The organism is Streptomyces sp. NPDC002888, assembly GCF_042888465.1.
Taxonomy (GTDB): domain Bacteria; phylum Actinomycetota; class Actinomycetes; order Streptomycetales; family Streptomycetaceae; genus Streptomyces.
The window spans coordinates 13,857-33,980 of the sequence record NZ_JBIAPU010000052.1 but is presented as its reverse complement, the minus strand read 5'-3'; the positions used below and the strand labels follow the sequence as shown (position 1 = coordinate 33,980).

20 protein-coding genes are annotated in these 20,124 nt (G+C 69.5%); 8 read left to right on the top strand and 12 right to left on the bottom strand.

The window, feature by feature from the left end; translation table 11 throughout:
* Window positions 1-97 precede the first annotated feature (97 nt).
* The 3 genes from mctP to ACFYWX_RS46620 all read right to left on the bottom strand — a co-directional run bounded on the left by mctP (window position 98) and on the right by ACFYWX_RS46620 (window position 2,898).
* Window positions 98-1,726: a monocarboxylate uptake permease MctP gene (mctP, locus tag ACFYWX_RS46630; RefSeq protein WP_389431617.1), complete on the bottom strand. Its 1,629-nt coding sequence runs from the start codon at window positions 1,724-1,726 to the stop codon at window positions 98-100.
* The gene (locus ACFYWX_RS46625) at window positions 1,723-1,995 is read right to left on the bottom strand and encodes a DUF3311 domain-containing protein (protein WP_389431616.1); all 273 of its coding nucleotides are present in this window, start codon (window positions 1,993-1,995) and stop codon (window positions 1,723-1,725) included. The genes mctP and ACFYWX_RS46625 overlap by 4 nt, the downstream gene beginning before the upstream one ends.
* A gap of 138 nt (window positions 1,996-2,133) precedes the next feature.
* Complete coding sequence (locus ACFYWX_RS46620) at window positions 2,134-2,898, bottom strand: GntR family transcriptional regulator (RefSeq protein ID WP_389431615.1); 765 nt, start codon at window positions 2,896-2,898, stop codon at window positions 2,134-2,136.
* 366 nt (window positions 2,899-3,264) lie between these two features.
* Between ACFYWX_RS46620 and ACFYWX_RS46615 the strand changes: the two genes are divergently transcribed.
* The 4 genes from ACFYWX_RS46615 to ACFYWX_RS46600 all read left to right on the top strand — a co-directional run bounded on the left by ACFYWX_RS46615 (window position 3,265) and on the right by ACFYWX_RS46600 (window position 8,033).
* Entirely contained in the window at window positions 3,265-4,548 is a 1,284-nt protein-coding gene (locus ACFYWX_RS46615; protein ID WP_389431614.1) for an extracellular solute-binding protein, read from the top strand.
* Between the two features lie 119 nt (window positions 4,549-4,667).
* Window positions 4,668-5,654, top strand: a complete 987-nt coding sequence (locus ACFYWX_RS46610; RefSeq protein WP_389431613.1) for a carbohydrate ABC transporter permease — start codon at window positions 4,668-4,670, stop codon at window positions 5,652-5,654.
* Window positions 5,651-6,511 carry a carbohydrate ABC transporter permease gene (locus ACFYWX_RS46605; protein ID WP_389431612.1) on the top strand — a complete coding sequence of 287 codons (861 nt, stop codon included), beginning with the start codon at window positions 5,651-5,653 and terminating at the stop codon, window positions 6,509-6,511. The genes ACFYWX_RS46610 and ACFYWX_RS46605 overlap by 4 nt, the downstream gene beginning before the upstream one ends.
* Before the next feature lie 10 nt (window positions 6,512-6,521).
* Window positions 6,522-8,033 (top strand): glycoside hydrolase family 3 protein, encoded by a 1,512-nt coding sequence (locus ACFYWX_RS46600; protein ID WP_389431611.1) that lies wholly within the window; start codon window positions 6,522-6,524, stop codon window positions 8,031-8,033.
* A gap of 92 nt (window positions 8,034-8,125) precedes the next feature.
* Here the strand turns inward: ACFYWX_RS46600 and nagB are convergent, their stop codons facing one another.
* Window positions 8,126-8,911 (bottom strand): glucosamine-6-phosphate deaminase, encoded by a 786-nt coding sequence (nagB, locus tag ACFYWX_RS46595; RefSeq protein WP_389431610.1) that lies wholly within the window; start codon window positions 8,909-8,911, stop codon window positions 8,126-8,128.
* Between the two features lie 131 nt (window positions 8,912-9,042).
* Window positions 9,043-9,795, bottom strand: a complete 753-nt coding sequence (locus ACFYWX_RS46590) for an SDR family oxidoreductase (RefSeq protein WP_389431609.1) — start codon at window positions 9,793-9,795, stop codon at window positions 9,043-9,045.
* A 96-nt stretch (window positions 9,796-9,891) separates the two neighbouring features.
* Here ACFYWX_RS46590 and ACFYWX_RS46585 point away from each other — a divergent pair, with 96 nt between their 5' ends.
* Window positions 9,892-10,539 carry a TetR/AcrR family transcriptional regulator gene (locus tag ACFYWX_RS46585; RefSeq protein WP_389431608.1) on the top strand — a complete coding sequence of 216 codons (648 nt, stop codon included), beginning with the start codon at window positions 9,892-9,894 and terminating at the stop codon, window positions 10,537-10,539.
* Window positions 10,540-10,915: 376 nt separating this feature from the next.
* Window positions 10,916-12,391, top strand: a complete 1,476-nt coding sequence (locus tag ACFYWX_RS46580) for a sensor histidine kinase (RefSeq protein ID WP_389431607.1) — start codon at window positions 10,916-10,918, stop codon at window positions 12,389-12,391.
* Between the two features lie 174 nt (window positions 12,392-12,565).
* Here the strand turns inward: ACFYWX_RS46580 and ACFYWX_RS46575 are convergent, their stop codons facing one another.
* On the bottom strand, window positions 12,566-12,823 hold the full coding sequence (locus ACFYWX_RS46575) for a WhiB family transcriptional regulator (protein WP_003992873.1): 258 nt from the start codon (window positions 12,821-12,823) through the stop codon (window positions 12,566-12,568).
* A gap of 318 nt (window positions 12,824-13,141) precedes the next feature.
* Window positions 13,142-14,110 (bottom strand): diacylglycerol/lipid kinase family protein, encoded by a 969-nt coding sequence (locus ACFYWX_RS46570; protein ID WP_389431606.1) that lies wholly within the window; start codon window positions 14,108-14,110, stop codon window positions 13,142-13,144.
* A 116-nt stretch (window positions 14,111-14,226) separates the two neighbouring features.
* On the opposite strand from ACFYWX_RS46570, the gene ACFYWX_RS46565 reads away from it, so the two are divergent.
* The gene (locus ACFYWX_RS46565) at window positions 14,227-14,679 is read left to right on the top strand and encodes a hypothetical protein (RefSeq protein WP_389431605.1); all 453 of its coding nucleotides are present in this window, start codon (window positions 14,227-14,229) and stop codon (window positions 14,677-14,679) included.
* A gap of 28 nt (window positions 14,680-14,707) precedes the next feature.
* Here ACFYWX_RS46565 and ACFYWX_RS46560 read toward each other — a convergent pair whose 3' ends face one another.
* From ACFYWX_RS46560 to ACFYWX_RS46550, 3 genes are all read right to left on the bottom strand, one after another.
* Window positions 14,708-15,844, bottom strand: a complete 1,137-nt coding sequence (locus tag ACFYWX_RS46560) for an RNA polymerase sigma factor SigF (RefSeq protein ID WP_389431604.1) — start codon at window positions 15,842-15,844, stop codon at window positions 14,708-14,710.
* Window positions 15,841-16,254: an anti-sigma regulatory factor gene (locus ACFYWX_RS46555; protein WP_004925829.1), complete on the bottom strand. Its 414-nt coding sequence runs from the start codon at window positions 16,252-16,254 to the stop codon at window positions 15,841-15,843. Before ACFYWX_RS46555 ends, ACFYWX_RS46560 begins: the two co-directional genes overlap by 4 nt.
* A 260-nt stretch (window positions 16,255-16,514) precedes the next feature.
* Window positions 16,515-16,775: a UBP-type zinc finger domain-containing protein gene (locus tag ACFYWX_RS46550; RefSeq protein WP_389431603.1), complete on the bottom strand. Its 261-nt coding sequence runs from the start codon at window positions 16,773-16,775 to the stop codon at window positions 16,515-16,517.
* 60 nt (window positions 16,776-16,835) lie between these two features.
* Between ACFYWX_RS46550 and ACFYWX_RS46545 the strand changes: the two genes are divergently transcribed.
* Window positions 16,836-18,434 (top strand): Na+/H+ antiporter, encoded by a 1,599-nt coding sequence (locus tag ACFYWX_RS46545; RefSeq protein WP_389431622.1) that lies wholly within the window; start codon window positions 16,836-16,838, stop codon window positions 18,432-18,434.
* A 28-nt stretch (window positions 18,435-18,462) separates the two neighbouring features.
* Here the strand turns inward: ACFYWX_RS46545 and ACFYWX_RS46540 are convergent, their stop codons facing one another.
* Both ACFYWX_RS46540 and ACFYWX_RS46535 read right to left on the bottom strand, forming a co-directional pair.
* Window positions 18,463-19,401: a 1-aminocyclopropane-1-carboxylate deaminase/D-cysteine desulfhydrase gene (locus tag ACFYWX_RS46540; protein ID WP_389431602.1), complete on the bottom strand. Its 939-nt coding sequence runs from the start codon at window positions 19,399-19,401 to the stop codon at window positions 18,463-18,465.
* A gap of 109 nt (window positions 19,402-19,510) precedes the next feature.
* Window positions 19,511-20,101 (bottom strand): N-acetylmuramoyl-L-alanine amidase, encoded by a 591-nt coding sequence (locus tag ACFYWX_RS46535; RefSeq protein ID WP_389431601.1) that lies wholly within the window; start codon window positions 20,099-20,101, stop codon window positions 19,511-19,513.
* Window positions 20,102-20,124 lie beyond the last annotated feature (23 nt).

Here is a 20,124-nt window from a genome sequence, read left to right as displayed (position 1 = left end):
TTGCTGTCGGCGGCCCGCTGCGGGTTGTGTGTGGCTGGTCGCGCCCACGCGGCGGGGCCGCAGATCGATGCGGCCCCGCGCCCCTTCGGGGCGGGTTTCAGTGAGCGGAGCCGGCAGTTGCCGGCGGAAGCTCCACCTGGACGCCCGCGTCGCCCGCGTCTGCCGTGTAGTCCTCCGGCTTGGTCTCGTCGATGCCCTCGGGGGCCTTGAGGGCCTTCAGGACGAAGGTGAGCACCACCGTGACGACGACGTTCAGTACGAACGCCGTCAGGCCGATGTAGCCGATCTCGCCGATGCCGGGGATCTCCTTGGCCGAGCCGCCGAAGTGCTTCTGGGTCGGTGAGGCGACGCCGTACGCGGCGACCGTGCCGTAGACCATGCCGACGGCCCAGCCGGCGAGGAGGGCCCAGCGGTGGAACCAGCGGGTGAACAGGCCGCCGACGAGGGCCGGGAAGGTCTGGAGGATCCAGATGCCGCCGAGGAGCTGGAAGTTGATGGCGACGGTCTTGTCCATGGTGAGGACGAAGACCAGGGCGCCGACCTTCACCAGGAGCGAGACGAGCTTGGAGACGCGGGTCTCCTCCTTCGGCGTCGCGTCGGGCTTGATGAAGTCCTTGTAGATGTTGCGGGTGAAGAGGTTCGCCGCCGCGATGGACATGATGGCCGCGGGGACCAGGGCGCCGATGCCGATCGCGGCGAACGCCACGCCCGCGAACCAGGCCGGGAACATGTTCTCGAACAGCTGCGGGATGGCCAGCTGACCGTTGGTCACCTTGACGCCGGCCGCGATGGCCATGAAGCCCAGCAGGGCGAGCAGGCCCAGCATCAGCGAGTACAGCGGCAGGATCGTGGTGTTGCGGCGGATCACGTCACGGCTGCGCGAGGACAGCGTCGCCGTGATCGAGTGCGGATACATGAACAGGGCGAGCGCCGAGCCCAGCGCCAGCGTGGCGTACGTCCACTGGCCCGCCTCGGCCGGTGCCAGGGCGCCGCGCGGCTTGCCGGTCGCCGGGTTGGTCTGGCTGAACGCGTCGCCCGCCTTGGCGAAGATGTCGTCGAAGCCGCCGAGCTTGATCGGGATGTAGATGATCGCCACCGCGATGACGATGTAGATCAGCGCGTCCTTCACGAACGCGATCAGCGCGGGGGCGCGCAGGCCCGAGGAGTAGGTGTACGCCGCCAGCACACCGAACGCGATCAGCAGCGGGAGGTCCTTGACGAACCAGTTGGTGTTCTCGCCGCCGCCGACGCCCATCACGTCCAGCACCGCCTGGATGCCGACCAGTTGGAGCGCGATGTACGGCATCGTCGCGAGGATGCCGGTCAGTGCCACCGCGAGGGACAGGCCCTTCGAGCCCCAGCGGCCGCGCACGAAGTCCGACGTCGTCACGTACCCGTGCTTGTGGGAGACCGACCACAGGCGGGGCAGGAACGTGAAGATCAGCGGGTACACGAGGATCGTGTAGGGCACCGCGAAGAAGCCGGCCGCGCCCGCCGCGTAGATCGCCGCCGGCACGGCGACGAAGGTGTACGCCGTGTACAGGTCGCCGCCGAGCAGGAACCAGGTGATCCAGGTGCCGAACGACCGTCCGCCCAGGCCCCATTCGTCGAGGCTGTGCTCGTTCTCGGCCTTGCGCCAGCGCGCGGCCAGGAAGCCGATGACCGTGACGGCCAGGAAGAAGAAGATGAAGACGCCGAGCGCGACGCCGTTCACGCCGTCGTTCACTTCGACGCACCCCCGTCCGAGGAACCCGCGGCACGGGCACGCTGGTCACGCTGCCACAGCGTGTACGCGAGCATGGTCAGCGCCGTGGAGAGAAACACCCACAGCATCTGGTACCAGTAGAAGAACGGAATGCCGATGAAGGTGGGGTCTGTCTTGGCGTACGAGCCCACCCACAGCATCGCCACGAAGGGCGCGACGAGACAGAGGGCGATGACGACGCGCACGGGCGTCACCACCGGCCCTCGGCTCACTTCCGGGGCTTCTGACATTGTGACTCCGTCCCCTCACCGATCACCTGTGTAATGCGCAGGAAATCTAGGTGACGGTGTCACGACAGCGGAAGCCCCCGTCCGCATATCGGTCCGCAAATGTTGTCGATGAGCTGCGGCGACGGGGGATCGGTGCGCCTACTCCGTGGGCCGCTTGAGCCGCGCCACGAACTTGTAGCGGTCGCCCCGGTACACCGACCGCACCCACTCCACCGGCTGTCCCTCCTTGTCAAGCGAGTGCCGGGAGAGCATCAGCATCGGCAGGCCCACATCCGTGCCGAGCAGGCCGGCCTCGCGCGGTGTGGCCAGGGAGGTCTCGATGGTCTCCTCGGCCTCCGCGAGGTGGACGTCGTACACCTCCGCCAACGCCGTGTAGAGAGACGTGTACTTGACCAGTGACCTGCGCAGCGCCGGGAAACGCTTGGCGGACAGGTGGGTGGTCTCTATGGCCATGGGCTCGGCGTTGGCCATGCGCAGCCGCTCGATGCGCAGGACGCGCCCGCCCGCGGTGATGTCGAGGAGGTCGGCGAGGGTGTCGTCGGCCGTGACGTAGCCGATGTCGAGGAGCTGCGAGGTGGGTTCCAGGCCCTGGGCGCGCATGTCCTCGGTGTACGAGGTGAGTTGCAGCGCCTGCGAGACCTTCGGCTTGGCGACGAACGTGCCCTTGCCCTGGATGCGTTCCAGTCGGCCCTCGACGACCAGCTCCTGCAGCGCCTGGCGGACGGTGGTGCGGGAGGTGTCGAACTCGGCCGCCAGTGTCCGCTCGGGCGGGACCGGCGTACCGGGCGCCTGGGTCTCCGTCATGTCGAGCAGGTGCTTCTTCAGGCGGTAGTACTTGGGCACGCGCGCGGTACGGACGGTCGTCCCACCCTCGTTCTCCGCACTGCTGACGTCGGTGGTCATGGCCTGCCTTCCCGGCTCCGGGTGCCGAAATGGCCGACACGCCGTCGGCCGCGGCTCACATCGTGGCACGTATGCGGCGGCACTGCCCCGCTGCTTGCCTGATCTCTTCTGTATACCGTCGCAGCCTCCTCTGGTCTAGTCCACCAGGCAAGTGGTCTACCGGCCTCGCACCTCCGGGGTCGATGTTTTCGACGGTTTCTTACTTAAAGGTTCCTGCATATGTAGGTCCCATAACGGCTGGTCGGAGTGTGTTCGGCCACCCTTGACAGGCCTATTGGTCTGAGCCAAGCTCTGCGCACTGGTCTACACCATTGGTCCAGGTCCCGGCCCGTGGGCGGGGGGTGTGGCATCCCTGAGGAGGGTGGCGTGAAGCGCAAGCTGATAGCCGCGATCGGTATCGCGGGCATGATGGTCTCCATCGCGGCGTGCGGGGACGACAAGGGCAGCGGGGGCTCGGACAACGGCGCGGACGCCAAGGAGCTGACCGTCTGGCTCACCGTCGACGCCCAGAACAACTGGCCGGACCTGGTGAAGGCCGCCGACGCGGCGGTGCAGAAGAAGCACCCCGGCGTCAAGATCAACCACGAGTACTACGGCTGGCCGGACAAGAACGCCAAGCTCGACGCGGTCCTCGCCACCGACAAGGCCCCCGACGTCGTCGAGATGGGCAACAGCGAGATGCTCAGCTACATGGTCAAGGGCGCCTTCGCCCCCGTCGACCCCGCGAAGTTCGACAACTCGGACCAGTGGCTGGACGGCCTGAAGACCTCCGTCACCTACGACGGCAAGACCTACGGTGTGCCGTACTACGCGGGCGGCCGCGTCGGCAACTGGCGCAAGGACGTCTTCGCCTCCGTCGGCGTCAAGTCCACCCCGAAGACGTACAAGGAGCTGACCGACGCCCTGGACAAGGTCCAGAAGAAGGAGGGCAAGAAGTTCAGCGCCTGGTACCAGCCCACCCGCGACTGGTACGCGGCCATGTCCTTCGTCTACGACGCCGGCGGCTCGATCGCCGTCGAGTCGGGCGGCCAGTGGAAGGGCAACCTCTCCTCGCCCGAGTCCGTGAAGGGCCTGAAGGACTTCAAGAACGTCGTCGACAAGTACATGCACGGCGACAAGACCAAGGACGAGTCCGACCGCTACATCGTCTACGGCCAGGGCAAGTCCGGCATGATCTTCGGCGCCGCCTGGGAGGGCGCGACCTCCGAACTCCCGGACAACGACAAGAGCGGCAAGCTCAAGGGCAACCTCGAGAACTTCGTGATGCCCGGCCCGTCCGGAAAGAACCTCCCCGTCTTCCTGGGCGGATCCGACCTCGCCGTCCCGGTGAAGTCGGACGCGCAGGCCCTCGCCGCCGAGTGGATCAACGCCTTCACCGGCCCCTCCGGCCAGAAGGGCCTGATCGCCAAGGGCAACCTGCCCAACAACAAGACCGACCTCGCGCCCCTCAAGAACGACCCCGCGACGGCGGTCCCGGCCACCGCGGCCGAGTCCAACTGGTTCGTCCCGATGGCGCCCGGCTGGGGCCAGGTCGAGAAGGCCCAGGTCCTGCAGACCATGCTGCAGAGCATCGGCACCGGCAAGAAGTCGGTCGAGGCCGCCGCGAAGGAAGCGGACGCCGCGATCGACAAGGTCATCAACACCAAGTGACCTGAGCGCGGGCCCCGCCGACCCCTGGATTTCGGGGGGCGGGGCCCTGCTTCCCGTACGACCCGCGCGTACGGGGCCGAGCCTTCCGTACGACCTGAGGGACCGCTGAGGAGCGCGCGATGAGTGCCGCAGACACGACCACCCCTGTCCAGGCGCCACCGCCGCGCCAGGCGCCGCCACCACCGGCCGTCGCCAAGCAGCCGCCCACACGGCGGCGTTCCGGCGCCGCCGCTCCCTGGCTGCTGCTCGCGCCCTGCCTGCTGATCCTCGTTCTGGTGATGGGCTATCCGCTGGTCCGCCTGGTCGCCCTGTCGTTCCAGAAGTTCGGACAGTCCCAGCTGTGGGGTTTCCAGCCGGCCGAGTCGGTCGGCTTCGACAACTTCACGAACGTGCTGGGAGACGGGGAGTTCTGGCAGGTCGTCGTCCGCACGATCGTCTTCTCCGCCGGCTGCGTGATCTTCACGATGCTCGCCGGCATGCTGATCGCGCTGCTGCTCCAGCGGGTCTCCGGCTGGGTGAAGACCCTCGTCAACATCGCGCTGGTGGCCAGCTGGGGCATGCCGATCATCGTCGCCACCACCGTGTTCAAGTGGCTCTTCGACGCCGACTACGGCATCCTCAACGCCCTGCTCAGCAAGCTGCCGGGCGTCGAGCTGATCGGCCACAACTGGTTCGCCAGCGGGCCGCAGGGCCTGGCCGTGATCATGCTCCTTGTGGTGTGGGGGGCCGTGCCCTTCGTCGTGATCACCCTCAGCGCCGGTCTCACCCAGGTCCCCGCCGAACTGGAGGAAGCGGCCCGGCTCGACGGCGCGGGCTCCTGGAGCGTCTTCCGGTACGTCACCCTGCCCATCCTCAAGCCGATCATCGTGATGCTCACGACCCTGTCGGTCATCTGGGACATGGGCGTCTTCCCGCAGGTCTTCGTGATGCGCAACGGCCATCCGGAGGCCGAGTTCCAACTCCTCACCACCTACTCCTACGACCGTGCCTTCGTGGTCAACGACTACGGGCAGGGCTCGGCGATCGCCCTCATCACCGTGGTGCTGCTGCTCGGTGTGGTCGCCGTCTACATGCGTCAGATGCTGAAGATCGGAGAGGTCGAATGAGCAGTGTGAGCAGCACGGGCACGCTCGCTGCCGCCCCGCGCCGGAAGACGAAGCTCGGCTGGAACCTCCTCGGCCTCCTCGTCTTCGCCACCGCCGGCTTCCCCGTCTACTGGATGCTCAACACCGCGTTCAAGCCGGCCAAGGACGCCATCGACCCGGACCCGAGCCTGCTGCCCACCGGCCTCACCCTGGCCAACTTCCGCCGCGCGCTGGACATCGCCGACTTCTGGGGCCCGGTCGGCCGCAGCCTGGTCGTGTCCCTCGCGGTGGTCGCGATCGGCATCGTGGTCGGCATGCTGGCCGCGCTCGCCATCTCCCGGTTCGCCTTCCGCGGCCGCAAGATCGTGATCGTGGGCATCCTCGCAGTGCAGATGGTCCCGCTCGTCGCCATGATCATCCCGGTCTTCCTGCTCCTCAACGACCTGGAGCAGTACGACAAGCTCACCGGCCTGATCATCACCTACCTGACCTTCATCCTCCCCTTCACGGTGTGGACCCTGCGCGGCTTCATCGTCAACATCCCGAAGGAGCTGGAAGAGGCCGCGATGGTCGACGGCTGCTCCCGCACGGGCGCCTTCGTCCGCGTCGTCTTCCCCCTCCTCGCCCCCGGCATGGTCGCCACCTCGGTCTACGGCTTCATCCAGGCCTGGAACGAGTACCTGTACGCCCTCATGCTCCTCAGCCAGAAGAACCAGACCGCGACCGTCTGGCTCGGCAACTTCACCACCAAGCACGGCACGGAGTACGCCCCGATGATGGCCGGCTCCACCATGATGGCCGTGCCGATCGTGGTCCTCTTCCTCCTCGTCCAGCGCAAGATGGCCGCGGGCCTGACCGCGGGCGCAGTGAAGGGATGACACCCACCCGATGACGACAATCGCCCACGGCACGGACACGCTGACACGGGACGCCCTCACCGTCCTCCAGCCCGGCTTCCCGGGCACCACCGCCCCCGACTGGCTGCTGCGCCGCCTCGGTGAGGGACTCGCCTCCGTCGGCCTGTTCGGCCGCAACATCACCTCCCCCGAGCAACTGACCGCCCTCACCGCCCAGTTGCGCACCGAACGCGACGACGTGCTCGTCGCGATCGACGAGGAGGGCGGCGACGTCACCCGCCTCGAGGTGCGCACCGGCTCCAGCTTCCCCGGCAACCACGCTCTCGGCGCGGTGGACGACGTCACCCTCACCCTGGAGGTCGCCGCCGAGCTGGGCCGCCGGCTCGCCGCCTGCGGGGTGAACCTCAACTGGGCCCCGTCCGCCGACGTGAACTCCAACCCCGCCAACCCGGTCATCGGCGTCCGCTCCTTCGGCGCCGCCCCCGGCCTCGTCGCCCGCCACACCGCGGCCTACGTCACCGGCCTGCAGTCCGCCGGCGTCGCCGCCTGCACCAAGCACTTCCCCGGCCACGGCGACACCGCTGTCGACTCCCACCACGCCCTCCCTCGCATCGACGCCGACCCCGCGGTCCTCGCGGAACGCGAACTGGCTCCCTTCCGCGCCGCGATCGCCGCCGGAACGCGCGCCGTAATGAGCGCCCACATCCTGGTCCCCGCCCTGGACCCCGACCGCCCGGCAACGTTGTCCCACCGCATCCTCACCGACCTGCTCCGCGGCGAACTCGGCTACCGGGGCCTGATCGTCACCGACGGCATGGAGATGCAGGCCATCGCGGGCACCTACGGCATCGAACGCGGCAGTGTCCTCGCCGTCGCGGCCGGTGCCGACGCGATCTGTGTGGGCGGCGGCCTGGCCGACGACGAGACCGTCCGACGCCTGAGGGACGCCCTCGTCTCGGCGGTGCGCGCGGGAGCCCTCCCCGAGGAACGGCTCGCCGATGCTGCGGAACGCGTACGGGCGCTGGCCCGGTGGACCACGACAACGGCATCCGAGGACGGGGCCGCGGGACGGCCCGAGGTGGGCCTCGCCGCCGCCCGCCGCGCCCTGCGCCTCACCGGCGCCGAACGCTTCACCCCGCTCACCGAGGCGCCCTACGTCGCCGCCCTCACGCCCGTGGCCAACATCGCCGTCGGCGACGAGACCCCCTGGGGCGTGGCCGCGGAGCTCTCGCGCCGCCTCCCCGGCACGGAGACCGGCAGCTTCGTCGGGGAGGACGCGGCGACCGCGGCGCTCGCGGCGGCCGGGGAGCGGCGGATCGTGGCCGTCGTCCGCGACGAACACCGCCACCCCTGGATGACGAGGGCCCTCTACACCCTCCTCGCCGCACGCCCCGACACCGTCGTCGTCGAGATGGGCCTCCCCCAGGCACCTCCTCGCGGCGCCCTCCACATCGCCACCCACGGCGCCGCCCGCGTCTGCGGCCGAGCGGCGGCGGAGGTCATCGCGGGGGACCGGGACGGGCGGAGCTGCCCCGGGGAGTAGAAGCGCCGCAGGAACGGAGCAGGAGCGGAGCGAGAACTACGAGGAGGCGCCGGGGTCCCCAAAGGACCCCGGCGCCTTCGCGCACTCGGTCCTCAGATCCCCTGCCAGTCCGGCTTGTTGGCGTAGGTGTGCCGGAAGTAGTCCGCCAGCTTCAGCTTGGACGCTGCCGCCTCGTCGATCACGACCGTGGCGTGTGGGTGCAGCTGGAGCGCGGAGGCCGGGCACACCGCCGCGACCGGCCCCTCGACGGTCGCCGCGACCGCGTCCGCCTTGCCCTCGCCCGTGGCGAGCAGTACCAGGTGCCGCGCCTCCAGGATCGTGCCTATGCCCTGGGTGATGACGTGGTGAGGGACCTGCTCGATGTCACCGTCGAAGAAGCGTGCGTTGTCGATGCGGGTCTGCTCGGTCAGCGTCTTGATCCGGGTGCGCGAGGCCAGCGACGAGCACGGCTCGTTGAACCCTATGTGCCCGTCGGTCCCTATGCCGAGCAGCTGGAGGTCCACCCCGCCGGCCTCGCCCAGCGCCCTGTCGTACGCCTCGGACGCCGCCTGCACATCCTTTGCCGTGCCGTCCGGCCCCAGGAACGCCTCCATACCGATGCCCAGCGGCCCGAGCACCTCGCGCCGCAGTACCGAGCGGTACGACTCGGGGTGGTCGGCGGGCAGCCCCACGTACTCGTCGAGCTGGGCTATCCGCGCGCGTGAGGTGTCCACGGCGCCGGAGCGCACCTTGGCCGTGAGTGCCTGGTAGATGGGCAGCGGGGTCGAGCCGGTGGCCACACCGAGTAGCGCGTCGGGTTTGCGCCTCAGGAGCCCCGCCATGGCCTCGGCGATGAGCTCGCCGCCCGACGCGGCGTCCGGAACGATGACAACTTCCACGCTGGGCCTGCCGTTCTGGAGGGATCTGGAGAGATCTGTGAGGCCTGAAGGGGCCGAATGAGGCTATGTGGTTTAGACCAATCTAGCAGAGTTGGGTTATGGGGGCGTGGCGGGAGCAAGGCGAATCGGTACTAGGTCAGCGAGCCGCCCGTCGCGTCCACCCAGCTTCCCGTGACCCATCGGCCCCCTTCGCCCGCGAGGAACGCCACCACGTCCGCGACATCGGCCGTCTCTCCCACCCGCCCCAGCGCGGATATCCCGGCAGCCCGGTCCCACGCGCCCTCGTCGGCGTGGAGCAGCTGCTGGGTGTTGTCGGTGGCGATGATGCCGGGCGCCACCGAGTTCACCGTGATGCCCCTGGGGCCGAGCACCTTGGACAGGTCCCGGGAGAAGACGTCCAGGGCGCCCTTCGTCATCGCGTACGCCATGTTGTGCGGGAAGACGGCTGTCCTGGAGAGTCCCGACGAGATGTTGATGACCCGGCCGCCCTCGCGCAGCCGCGCCATGCCGTGCTTGACGACGAAGAACGGCGCTTTCACGTTCACCGCGAAGACCCGGTCGTACTCCCGCTCGTCGATCTCCTCGATCGGTCGCGAGGCACCGATCCCCGCGTTGTTCACCAGGATGTCCAGCCCTTCCGCGTGCCGGTCGAACTGCTCCCACAGTGCCTCCGCGTCCCCGGGCGGCCCCAGCTCGACGCCGATCGCGAACGCCGAGCCGCCGGCTGCCTCGATCGCGGCGACCGTCTCCTTCGCCGCCGCCTCGTTCCTGCCGTAGTGCACCGCGACCCGTGCGCCGTCGCGCCCCAGCCGCTCGGCGATTCCTCGCCCGATTCCCCTGCTCGCCCCCGTGACGAGGGCCGTCCTGCCGGTGAGCACGCCCATGTCGGCGCCCCTTTCTCATTTTCCTAACGGTCGCTACAGAAAAACCGTACAGCAGGCCGCCGACATTTCTCTAGCGTCCCCTATAGAATTCACTCCATGGTGGACAGCGAGGCAGGGAAAGCACAGGTCGGAAGGGTCTCCAGGCCTCGGGGCCGCCCCCGCTCCTTCGACCGGGAGACCGTGCTGGAGAAGGCGCTCATGGCCTTCTGGGAGCACGGCTACGAGGCGACCTCGGTCTCGGACCTCACCACCGTCATGGGCATCGGAGCCCCCAGCCTGTACGCGGCCTTCGGTGACAAGCGGGCGCTCTTCGAGGAGGTGGTGCGCGAGTACGGCGTGAGGTACGGATCCTTCGGTGACCGCGCCCTTGCCGAGGAGCCCACCGCCCGTGCCGCCGTCGAGCGGATGCTGCGCGAGGCCGCCGTCGAGTACACGGCCCCCGGCCGCCCGCACGGCTGTCTGGTCATCCACGCCGCCACCAACTGCACGAGCCCGGAAGTCGAGGAGTCCCTGCGGGAGCGGCGCAACGCCAACATCGCCGCGTTCGAACGCCGGATACAGGACGACGTCAGTACGGGCGAACTGTCGGCGGACACCGACGTCGCCGCGCTCGCCCGGCACACGGGAGCGATCATCCAGGGCATGTCCCAACAGGCACGTGACGGGGCGAGCCGGGAGGAACTGGAGGCGCTCGCCGAAATTGCCATGACCATCTGGCCCCGCACACGAACCCACACGCGTTAGGCTGCGTGGTGGACGCCAGGGCGTCCGACTAGTGCGGACCGCCCGGGAAAGCGCCAACAACAAACAGGCTCCAACGCATGGACACCCATAGTGGTCTAGTCCACAATTGCGTAGGAGAAGTGCACAGCGAGAACAACGCAGACCTCCGTCTTCCCCGCACAGGAAGGCGGACCGAGGATCCGGAGCTCTCTGCCCTGACTGCCCCGGTTCCTCATCCTTCGGCCGACCGGGACCGCACACCCCGCGGCCGATGTTGCTCCGGGCTGCGGTGCCGGGAGGGCTGAGGGTCCCTCCCAGGCGCCGCGGCCCGCGGGTGTTTTCGGGGCTCCGCGGCTGGTTGCGAGCCTTGTCCGTACCGCCAGGTACGCTCGCACACGTGCCCTCCATGAACGAACTCGTACGCCAGCACACCGCCCTCGACGACTCCGATCTCGAGTGGCTCCACCTGCTGGTCTCGGAGTGGCAGCTGCTCTCCGACCTCTCCTTCGCCGACCTGGTCCTGTGGGTCCCCACCCGCGACGGCACCCGCTATGTCTCCGTGGCGCAGATGCGTCCCAACACCGGCCCCACCTCCTACCAGGACGACATGGTCGGCCACCTCGTCCCCCGCGGCCGCCGCCCCATGCTGGATGCCGCGCTGGACGAGGGCCGGATCGTGCGCGAGGGCGACCCCGAGTGGCGCGAGGAGGTCCCGGTCCGGGTCGAGTCGATCCCCGTACGACGCGACGGGCGCGTCCTGGGCGTCATCGCCCGCAATACCAACCTCCTCACCGTGCGCACCCCGAGCCGCCTGGAGCTGACGTACCTCCAGAGCGCGTCCGACCTCGCGCAGATGATCGCGGCGGGCTCCTTCCCCTTCCCCGACCAGCAGATGGACATGGATGCCGCGCCCCGCGTCGGCGACGGTCTGATCCGTCTGGACGCGGACGGCCTCGTCCAGTACGCCTCCCCGAACGCGCTGTCCGCCTACCACCGCATGGGCCTCGCCTCCGACCTGGTCGGCCAGCACCTGGGCCGGACCACCGCCGAACTCGCCCCGACCCGGGGCCCGGTGGACGAGGCGCTCTCCAAGGTCGCCAGCGGCTGGGCGCCGCGCGAGTTCGAGATCGAGGCCAACGACGGCGTCATCCAGTTCCGGGCGATCCCGCTCAAGCCCAAGGGCATTCGCATCGGTTCACTGGTGCTGCTCCGAGACGTCACCGAACTGCGACGGCGCGAGCGCGAGTTGATCACCAAGGACGCGACCATCCGGGAGATCCACCACCGGGTGAAGAACAACCTGCAGACGGTCGCGGCGCTGCTGCGCCTCCAGGCCCGGCGCATCGAGTCCGAGCGCGGCCGGGAGGCGCTGGAGGAGGCCGTCCGACGGGTCGGCTCGATCGCGATCGTGCATGAGACGCTCTCTCAGAACCTCGACGAGCGCGTGGAGTTCGACGAGATCGCCGACCGTGTCCTCGCGATGGTCGCCGAGATCTCGCCGGGCAAGGTCACCGGCCGGCGCAGCGGCCGCTTCGGCATCCTGGACGCGGAGGTGGCCACCCCGCTGTCGATGGTGCTCACCGAGATCCTCCAGAACGCCCTGGAGCACGGCTTCCGCGAGGGCGACACCGGCACCGTCGAGGTCTCAGCGGTCCGCGGCGGCACCACGAAGGAGGCCCGCCTCCTGGTCACCGTCCAGGACGACGGCGTCGGCCTCCCCGAGGGCTTCGACCCGCACACCTCCGGCAACCTGGGTCTGCAGATCGTACGGACGCTGGTGGAAGGCGAGTTGGGCGGAACCTTCGACATGGTCCCGGCGCCGGAGCGGGGCACCCGGGTCATCCTGGACGTCCCCGTTCGAGCGCAGAAGTAGCGCGGGGACTTCTGAACAGCAAAGAGCCCCGGCCCGTTCAGGGGGCCGGGGCTCAACAGCTCGTTGCCAGCATGTGCTGCGCATCGGGGGTACTGCGCGCTGCGGCTCGGGGGCGGGAGAAGCGTACGCGGTGTACGCGCCGCCAAGCTCAGGCTGTCAGCAGGGGTGGGTGCGTCAGGCGGAGGCCTGACGGGCCCGGTTGCGGGCGGCGCGGCGCTTCATGGCGCGGCGCTCGTCCTCGCTGAGACCACCCCAGACGCCGGAGTCCTGGCCGGACTCGAGCGCCCACTGCAGACACTGCTCGATCACCGGGCAGCGACGGCAGACGGCCTTGGCTTCCTCGATCTGCAGCAGCGCAGGACCGGTGTTGCCGATGGGGAAGAAGAGCTCGGGGTCTTCCTCGCGGCAAACGGCGTTGTGACGCCAGTCCATGGCTGCTACCTCTCCTTGGTATTACGTGCAGGTTGCTTGTGAATGTGAACGCTTTCACGAATCCCTCAACAAGTGAAGGGCCGACTGCCAGTTCCCTGGTGTGGTCCTGTGATGTGAAGAGGGGTTCCGGTGATCAGTGGAGGCTGGTGTTGCGGGCCGTCCCGATCGCCACGTAGAGACTCGCAAACCTCAGCGGCGGATACAACCCCTTCTGGAAAGTTTTTTTTGATTCCTCGGTGTCGACTAGGTCACAGCCGTACTTCCATGGGGTGGACCCTGGCCTAAACGTTCGAGTGAAAGGAGTTTAGCCAGTTCTGCTCACACAATCACACGCAGTGCACGGCGTACGCCTGTGAACGACACGCTTGTACGCAGTCCGAGGTGGTCGCCGTCCATCTGGAGGGGCAGCGGGACCTTCGAATGCAAGGTGAACTCGGTCAGGTCGTGCAGGGAGACGGCGTGCTTTCCACGGGGTCCGCGCTCGGGGGACGAAGTGAGCAACTGGGTGCCATACCGGGCAACCGAGGCGGTGGACAGGCGGCTGAGACCGAAGATGTCGAGGCCGGTATCGAACGAGGCCTTAGGTGACGCGTACACCGGGCGATTGCCCAGATAGGTCCACGGAGACGTGTTGCAGACTATGGACAACACCAAATCGGTCACCGGATCCTCGTCCGGCCGCTCCAGAGTGATCGTCCCGTGCCGGCGGTGCGGCTCCCCCAGGAGCTGGCGCACGGCCTGGCGGACGTAAAGGGCGTGTGTGGATTTCTTGCCGCGTTCGCGGTGCTGTTCCACCCGGCCCACCACACCCGCGTCGAAGCCGAGCCCCGCGTTGAAGGTGAACCAGCGCGACGGGACCGCCTCGTCCTCGGTACCGGGTGTGCCCGAGGTCAGCCCCAGGCCGACCGTACGCTCGCGGCCCTCGCGCAGGGCGTCCAGCAGGGCGCCGGTGGCCTCCACGGGGTGGTTGGGCAGGCCCAGGGCACGGGCGAAGACGTTGGTGGAACCGCCGGGGACCACGGCGAAGCCGGGCAGGCGGTCCGGGTCGGGGCCGGCGTGCAGCAGGCCGTTGACGACCTCGTTGACCGTGCCGTCGCCGCCCAGGGCCACGACCATGTCGACGTCCGAACTCTCCGCCGCCTGCCGGCCCAGGTCACGCGCGTGCCCGCGGTACTCGGTGGTGACCGCGTCGAGCTTCATCTCACTCGCCAGCGCGTGGATCAAGACATCGCGCGTACGTGCGCTTGTGGTGGTAGCTGCCGGATTGACCACGAGAAGTGCACGCATGCCTGGCAGCGTACCTACTGGGTGGTACCGGGCACAGGGCGAGGTGGGGATCTGGTAAGAGATCGCTGCGTGAGCCTCGCCACGGGCGCGTGCACCGTGCGGGCTACCCTTCAGGGGTGAGCAGTGAGCAGATCTCCAGCAGCCCGGAAAGCAGCCCGGAAACCGACGGTCCGCGTCCGCGGCGGCTGATGTATGCCGCCCTGCTCGCCGCGTTGGAGGGGCTGGCGCTGGTGGTCGGTGGGGTCTGGATCCTCGTCCTCGGGGTCACGGGGGATCCGGACGACCGGCAGCAGGCCGTCACCGGCGGGGTGACGCTGGTCGTCCTCGCGCTGCTGCCGCTGCTCGCCGCCCGCGGGCTGCTCGCCCGGCGCAGCTGGAGCCGCGGGCCCGCCGTCATCACGCAGATCATGGCGCTGCCGGTGGCCTACAACCTGCTCCAGGCCGACAGCATGGCGATCCCCGCGGGCATCGCGCTCGCGGCCGTCGCCGTCGCGGCGCTCGTCCTGCTCGTCAACGGTGAGACGACCCGGGCCCTCGGGATCCGCGGGCCTGGCAACGCCCAGAAGTAACCGTCACTCCTGGGCCGTCACTCCACTGTCACTCCTCGACGAGGAGCCTCTCCCGCAGCTGAGCCAGCGTCCGCGCCAGCAGCCGGGAGACGTGCATCTGCGAGATGCCGACCTCCTGCGCGATCTGCGACTGGGTCATGTTGCCGAAGAAACGCAGCAGCAGGATCCGCTTCTCGCGCGGCGGCAGGTCCTCGAGCAGCGGCTTGAGGCTCTCCCGGTACTCGACGCCCTCCAGCGCCTCGTCCTCCGCGCCCAGCGTGTCCGCGACCGCCGGGGACTCGTCGTCGGTGTCGGGGACGTCCAGGGACAGCGTGGAGTACGCGTTGGCGGACTCCAGGCCCTCCAGGACCTCCTCCTCCGAAATCGACAGCTTCTCGGCGAGCTCGTGGACCGTGGGGGAGCGGCCGTGCAGCTGAGACAGCTCGGCCGTCGCCGTCGTGAGCGCCAGGCGCAGCTCCTGAAGCCTGCGCGGGACGCGCACCGCCCAGCCCTTGTCGCGGAAGTGCCGCTTGATCTCGCCGACGACCGTCGGGGTCGCGTACGTCGAGAACTCCACGCCCCGGTCCGGGTCGAAGCGGTCGACCGACTTGATCAGGCCGATGGTGGCGACCTGGGTGAGGTCGTCCAGCGGCTCGCCACGGTTGCGGAAACGGCGTGCGAGGTGCTCAACGAGCGGCAGGTGCATGCGGACCAGCTGGTTGCGCAGCTCCGCGTACTCCGGGCTGCCGTCCTGCAGCCCGCGCAGCTCGACGAACTTCGCCCGCGCTCCGCTGCGGTCGTGGGGCGCGGGCTGCGTGGCCTCCACGGCCCGCGTCCGGTCGTCGTCTCGCTCGTGCTCGCTCATCGTCCCGCCCGTCGCCCTTCCCCGAGCCCTCGCCTCGTCCCCCACTGCCGGCTTCACTCGAGCGGGGGTGCCCCCATGGACGGGGGAGCTCCCGATCTGTCGCTCCCGAGGCGCGCTGTGCACAGCACCTTCCCGATCCCTGCGCCGGTCGTCGCCCGGGAAGCCGGCCTCCGCGGAGTCGTCCTCCGGATGCGGCCGGGCCTGTTCGGGGATGCCGTCGATGCCGTCCGCCATGCGTCGAGAACCACCCGGAGCCTCTTCGGCCGGGAGCTCCCGGGTGCCGCGCTCTTCGTCCCGCACCGGCCCGTCCCCGTTCCTCACGCCGGCCCGGGTCCCGCGCCGCGCTGTTTGTAGAGGCTGATCGACACGGTCTTGTCCTCGTCCACCGCGGAGGAGACCTTGCCCGCGAGCGCGGACAGGACGGTCCAGGCGAAGGTGTCCCGCGAGGGCGCGTGACCGTCCGTGGTCGGCGCCGAGACGGTGACCTCCAGTGAGTCGTCGACCAGTCGGAAGACGCAGCTCAGCACGGAGCCGGGGACGGCCTGCTGGAGCAGGATCGCGCAGGCCTCGTCGACGGCGATGCGCAGGTCCTCGATCTCGTCCAGGGTGAAGTCCAAACGGGCCGCGAGGCCGGCCGTGGCCGTCCGCAGCACCGACAGGTAGGCACCCGCAGCCGGCAGCCGGACTTCCACGAAGTCCTGGGTCGCGGGCTCGCCTGCGATCTGGGACACCCTCACCTCCATGGTGGTACAAGCTTTTCGGGGCCGAGGGTCGCCCCTCGGGTAACGCGAAGTGTGGTTCAGCGGTGACGCTACCGCGCTCCGAACTGTCCTGTCCCCAGGACCCCAACCCCTTGCTGTCACTCATAGTAAACACATGAATACACACAGTGGCTAGAGGTTCTGCGGACTCAAATGGGAAGAGCGCGCGCCGGATTGACGTACCCAGACGTCAGACGGTCGAACCGTCCGGGCCCGAGGGCGTCCCGGGGTCATACGAGTACATGGTCCACGAAGCACCATCGCCAGTTCTCGCCGGGTTCGAAGGTCCTCATCACGGGGTGGTCGGAGCCCTTGTAGTGCTCCGTGGCGTGCCGCCCCGGTGAAGTGTCGCAGCAGCCGACGTACCCGCAGACCAGACACTTCCGCAGTTGTACCGGGTGGGTACCGTCGGCAAGGCACTCCGGACAGGTCTCGCTGAGCGGATCGGGCTCGGGGTGCGGCAGCGCGTCGGCGTGCGTGCACTGTTTCATGATTGCCAGATTACGACGGGCGTGCGGGTGACCGCGCGGAAAAACGAGGGCGGGCGGGACATGGACGTGATGCCACTGCTGTTGCTGGTGGCGGGCAGCGCCGTGATTGCCGCGGCCGCCCGGCGCACCCCGGTGCCCGCGCCGCTGCTGCTGGTCGCGGTCGGCCTCGCGGCCTCGTACGTCCCCGGGGTCCCCGACTACACCCTCGACCCCGACGTCGTCCTGCCCCTCCTGCTGCCGCCGCTGCTGTACACCTCGACCTCCGACAGTTCCTACCTTGACCTGCGGGCGCAGTTGCGGCCGGTGGCGCTGCTGTCGGTCGGGTACGTGCTCTTCGCGACGTTCTTCGTCGGCTGGGCCGCCTATCTGATCGTGCCCGGGCTGCCGCTGACCGCGGCGCTGGTGCTGGGCGCGGTGGTGGCGCCGCCGGACGCGGTCGCGGCCACCGCGGTGGCACGCCGGGTCGGACTGCCGTCGAGAATCACCACGATCCTCCAGGGCGAGTCCCTGCTGAACGACGCCACCGCGATCACCGCCTACAAGGTGGCCCTCGCGGCGGTGGTCGGCGAGGGCGTGACCTGGGCGGGCGGCATCGGCGAGTTCCTGCTCGCGGCGGTCGGCGGCGTCGGGGTCGGCCTGGTCCTGATGGCGCCGCTCCACTGGCTGCGCAGGCACCTGAAGGAGCCGCTGCTGCAGAACACCCTCTCCCTGCTGATCCCGTTCGTCGCGTACTCGACCGCCGAGCAGTTCCACGCCTCCGGCGTCCTCGCCGTCGTCGTCGTGGCCCTCTACCTGGGCCACCGCGCGTGGGAGGTCGACTTCGCCACCCGACTCCAGGAGGAGGCGGTGTGGAAGATGGTCGCCTTCCTTCTGGAGTCGGCGGTCTTCGCGCTGATCGGACTGCAACTGCAGGTCGTCCTGAGGGGCCTCGACGAGTACGAGGGCGTCAGCGCCGCCTGGTACGCGATCGCGATCTTCCTGGTGGTCGTGGCGGGCCGGTTCCTGTGGGTGTATCCGGCGACGTTCCTGCCGCGCCTGCTGTCCGCGCGGATCCGGGAGCGCGAGGAGAACCCCACCTGGCGCGGCCCGATCGTCATCGCCTGGGCCGGGATGCGCGGCGTCGTCTCCCTCGCCATCGCCTTCTCGATCCCGCTCACCGTGCATCACGGCGACGCCCCCTTCCCGCAACGCAACCTCATCCTCTTCCTGACCTTCACGACCGTCATCGGCACGCTCGTCGTGCAGGGCCTGACCCTGCCCCCGCTGATCCGGCTGCTGAGGTTCACCGACCCCGACCCCCAACAGGCGACGCTTGCCGAGGCCAACGCCCAGGCGCAGGCGTCCCGGGTCGCCGAGGAGCGCCTGGACACCCTCCTGTCCGACGAGCGCAACGCCCTGCCGGCGCCCCTGGCCGACCGCCTGCGCAGCGTCCTGGAGCGCCGCCGCAACGCCGTCTGGGAGCGACTCGGCCAGGTCAACCCCGTCACCGGTGAGACCGCCGACGACACCTACCGTCGGCTCACCCGGGAGATGATCAGCACCGAGCGCGAGGTGTTCGTCCGGCTGCGCGACGGCCGCTACATCGACGACGAGATGCTGCGGACGCTGCTGCGCAGACTGGACCTGGAGGAAGCGGCGGCCTACCGGGAGACGGCGTAGGGGGTCCTTGCCTTCGTGGCCGTGCCCCTCAGTGCTCGGCCCGTCCCGGCTCGGGCCGTCCCGGCTCGGGCCGTCCCGTGACGACCGCCGCGAGCGTGGTTCCCCGGGGGAAGGCGCCCTCCTCCGTGAGGGTGACAAGTCCGTAGAGCAATTTGGCGACATAGAGACGCTCGACGGACAGCCCGTGCCGCTCCTCGAAGTCGTCGGCGAAGGCGTCCAGTTCGGGGGTGGTGCGAGCGTAGCCGCCGCAGTGGAAGCGGTCGTCGAGGGTCCAGTCGCCGCGGCGGGAGCCGAAGGCCCGTATCTGGAGGGTCTCGGTGGCGGCGGTCAGGAAGCCGCCCTTGAGGACAGGTATGCCGAGCGCGCGCCGACCGGGGGCGAGTCCGGCGGCCAGACCGGCGAGCGTACCGCCGGTGCCGCAGGCGACGGCCACGACGTCGGCGTGGTCGCGCAGCTCCTCGCCGAGGGCCAGGCAGCCGCGTACGGCTCTCTCGTTGCTGCCGCCCTCGGGGACGACGTACGCGTCCTCGGCGCAGGTTGCTCGGAGGATCGCCGCGAGGGTGTCGGGGTCGGTCTTGCGGCGGTACGTCGCGCGGTCGACGAAGTGCAGCCGCATGCCGTCGGCCGCGCACCGGGCCAGGGAGGGGTTCAGGGGGCGGTCGGCCAGCTCCTGCCCCCGGACCACGCCCACGGTGCGCAGACCCAGCAGACGGCCCGCGGCGGCGGTGGCGCGCAGGTGGTTGGAGTACGCGCCCCCGAACGTGAGGACCGGCCGTCCCGCCGCGGCGGCCAGGTTGGGCGCGAGCTTGCGCCACTTGTTGCCGATCAGCTCCGGGTGGATGAGGTCGTCGCGCTTGAGGAGCAGCCGGACCCCGCGCCGGTGGAACCGCTCGTCCACGACGTCCACCAGGGGCGAAGGCAGCCGGGGGCGCAGGGCGGCGAGGTCGGGGGCGTCGTGGCTGCTCACGGCACCATTGTCGCCCGCGCCCCCGGTGGAGCTCCTCGGGATTTCCGGCGACGCTCACTTCACGGTGTCGCTCGCGCCTCAGCCGGTCTCCTGGAGCCTCGGGTGACGCTCACTTCAGGCGGTCGCGCACCCGCTCCCGCATCGACGCCATCGTGAACCCGCGCGGGTCCACTTTTCCCGGCCGCCACTCCAGGTGCCCGATGACCGACCGTTCCGACCACCCGTGGTGCCGGCAGATCGCCGCGGCGGCCCGCTCGATCGCCTCCAGCTGGACCGCCGGCCAGGGGTCCTCGCCGTCCCCGAGGTTCTCGCACTCGAAGCCGTAGAAGTGCCGGTTGCCGTCGGTGTTCTTCTCGTTGTCCGGGGGCAGCGCCTTCTCCGCGATGACAGCGCGCAGTACGTCGTCGTCCCCGGAGCCCGCGTGGTTGGCCCGTCCGTAGCCGACGAGGTGGACGGTGCCGTCCTTGGCGATGACGCCGTGGCACAGCGGCCCCGGCAGGTCGTCGTGGCCGTCCCGGCAGATGCGCACGGTCCGATCCGTGCCCTGGGTCACCGAGTGGTGGATCATCACGCCGTGGACGGGGCCCCAGGGCCCCTTGTGGTTGCGGTTGTGGTGCCGCCAGTCACCGACTTCGACGACCCTGAGCCCTTCGGCTCTCAAGGCCTCCAGGAACGTGCCCGCGGACATGGGAAGGGCCATGACCCCCTCCTTCGTGCTGCGGA

Coding starts and splice junctions, on each gene's coding strand:
- ACFYWX_RS46575 (WP_003992873.1), bottom strand. CDS start 12,823: ATGGACTGGCGTCACAACGCCGTTTGCCGCGAGGAAGACCCCGAGCTC.
- ACFYWX_RS46585 (WP_389431608.1), top strand. CDS start 9,892: ATGGTGGACAGCGAGGCAGGGAAAGCACAGGTCGGAAGGGTCTCCAGG.
- ACFYWX_RS46620 (WP_389431615.1), bottom strand. CDS start 2,898: ATGACCACCGACGTCAGCAGTGCGGAGAACGAGGGTGGGACGACCGTC.
- ACFYWX_RS46625 (WP_389431616.1), bottom strand. CDS start 1,995: ATGTCAGAAGCCCCGGAAGTGAGCCGAGGGCCGGTGGTGACGCCCGTG.
- ACFYWX_RS46545 (WP_389431622.1), top strand. CDS start 16,836: ATGGACGTGATGCCACTGCTGTTGCTGGTGGCGGGCAGCGCCGTGATT.
- ACFYWX_RS46600 (WP_389431611.1), top strand. CDS start 6,522: ATGACGACAATCGCCCACGGCACGGACACGCTGACACGGGACGCCCTC.
- ACFYWX_RS46550 (WP_389431603.1), bottom strand. CDS start 16,775: ATGAAACAGTGCACGCACGCCGACGCGCTGCCGCACCCCGAGCCCGAT.
- ACFYWX_RS46590 (WP_389431609.1), bottom strand. CDS start 9,795: ATGGGCGTGCTCACCGGCAGGACGGCCCTCGTCACGGGGGCGAGCAGG.
- ACFYWX_RS46535 (WP_389431601.1), bottom strand. CDS start 20,101: ATGGCCCTTCCCATGTCCGCGGGCACGTTCCTGGAGGCCTTGAGAGCC.
- ACFYWX_RS46570 (WP_389431606.1), bottom strand. CDS start 14,110: ATGCGTGCACTTCTCGTGGTCAATCCGGCAGCTACCACCACAAGCGCA.
- ACFYWX_RS46605 (WP_389431612.1), top strand. CDS start 5,651: ATGAGCAGTGTGAGCAGCACGGGCACGCTCGCTGCCGCCCCGCGCCGG.
- ACFYWX_RS46610 (WP_389431613.1), top strand. CDS start 4,668: ATGAGTGCCGCAGACACGACCACCCCTGTCCAGGCGCCACCGCCGCGC.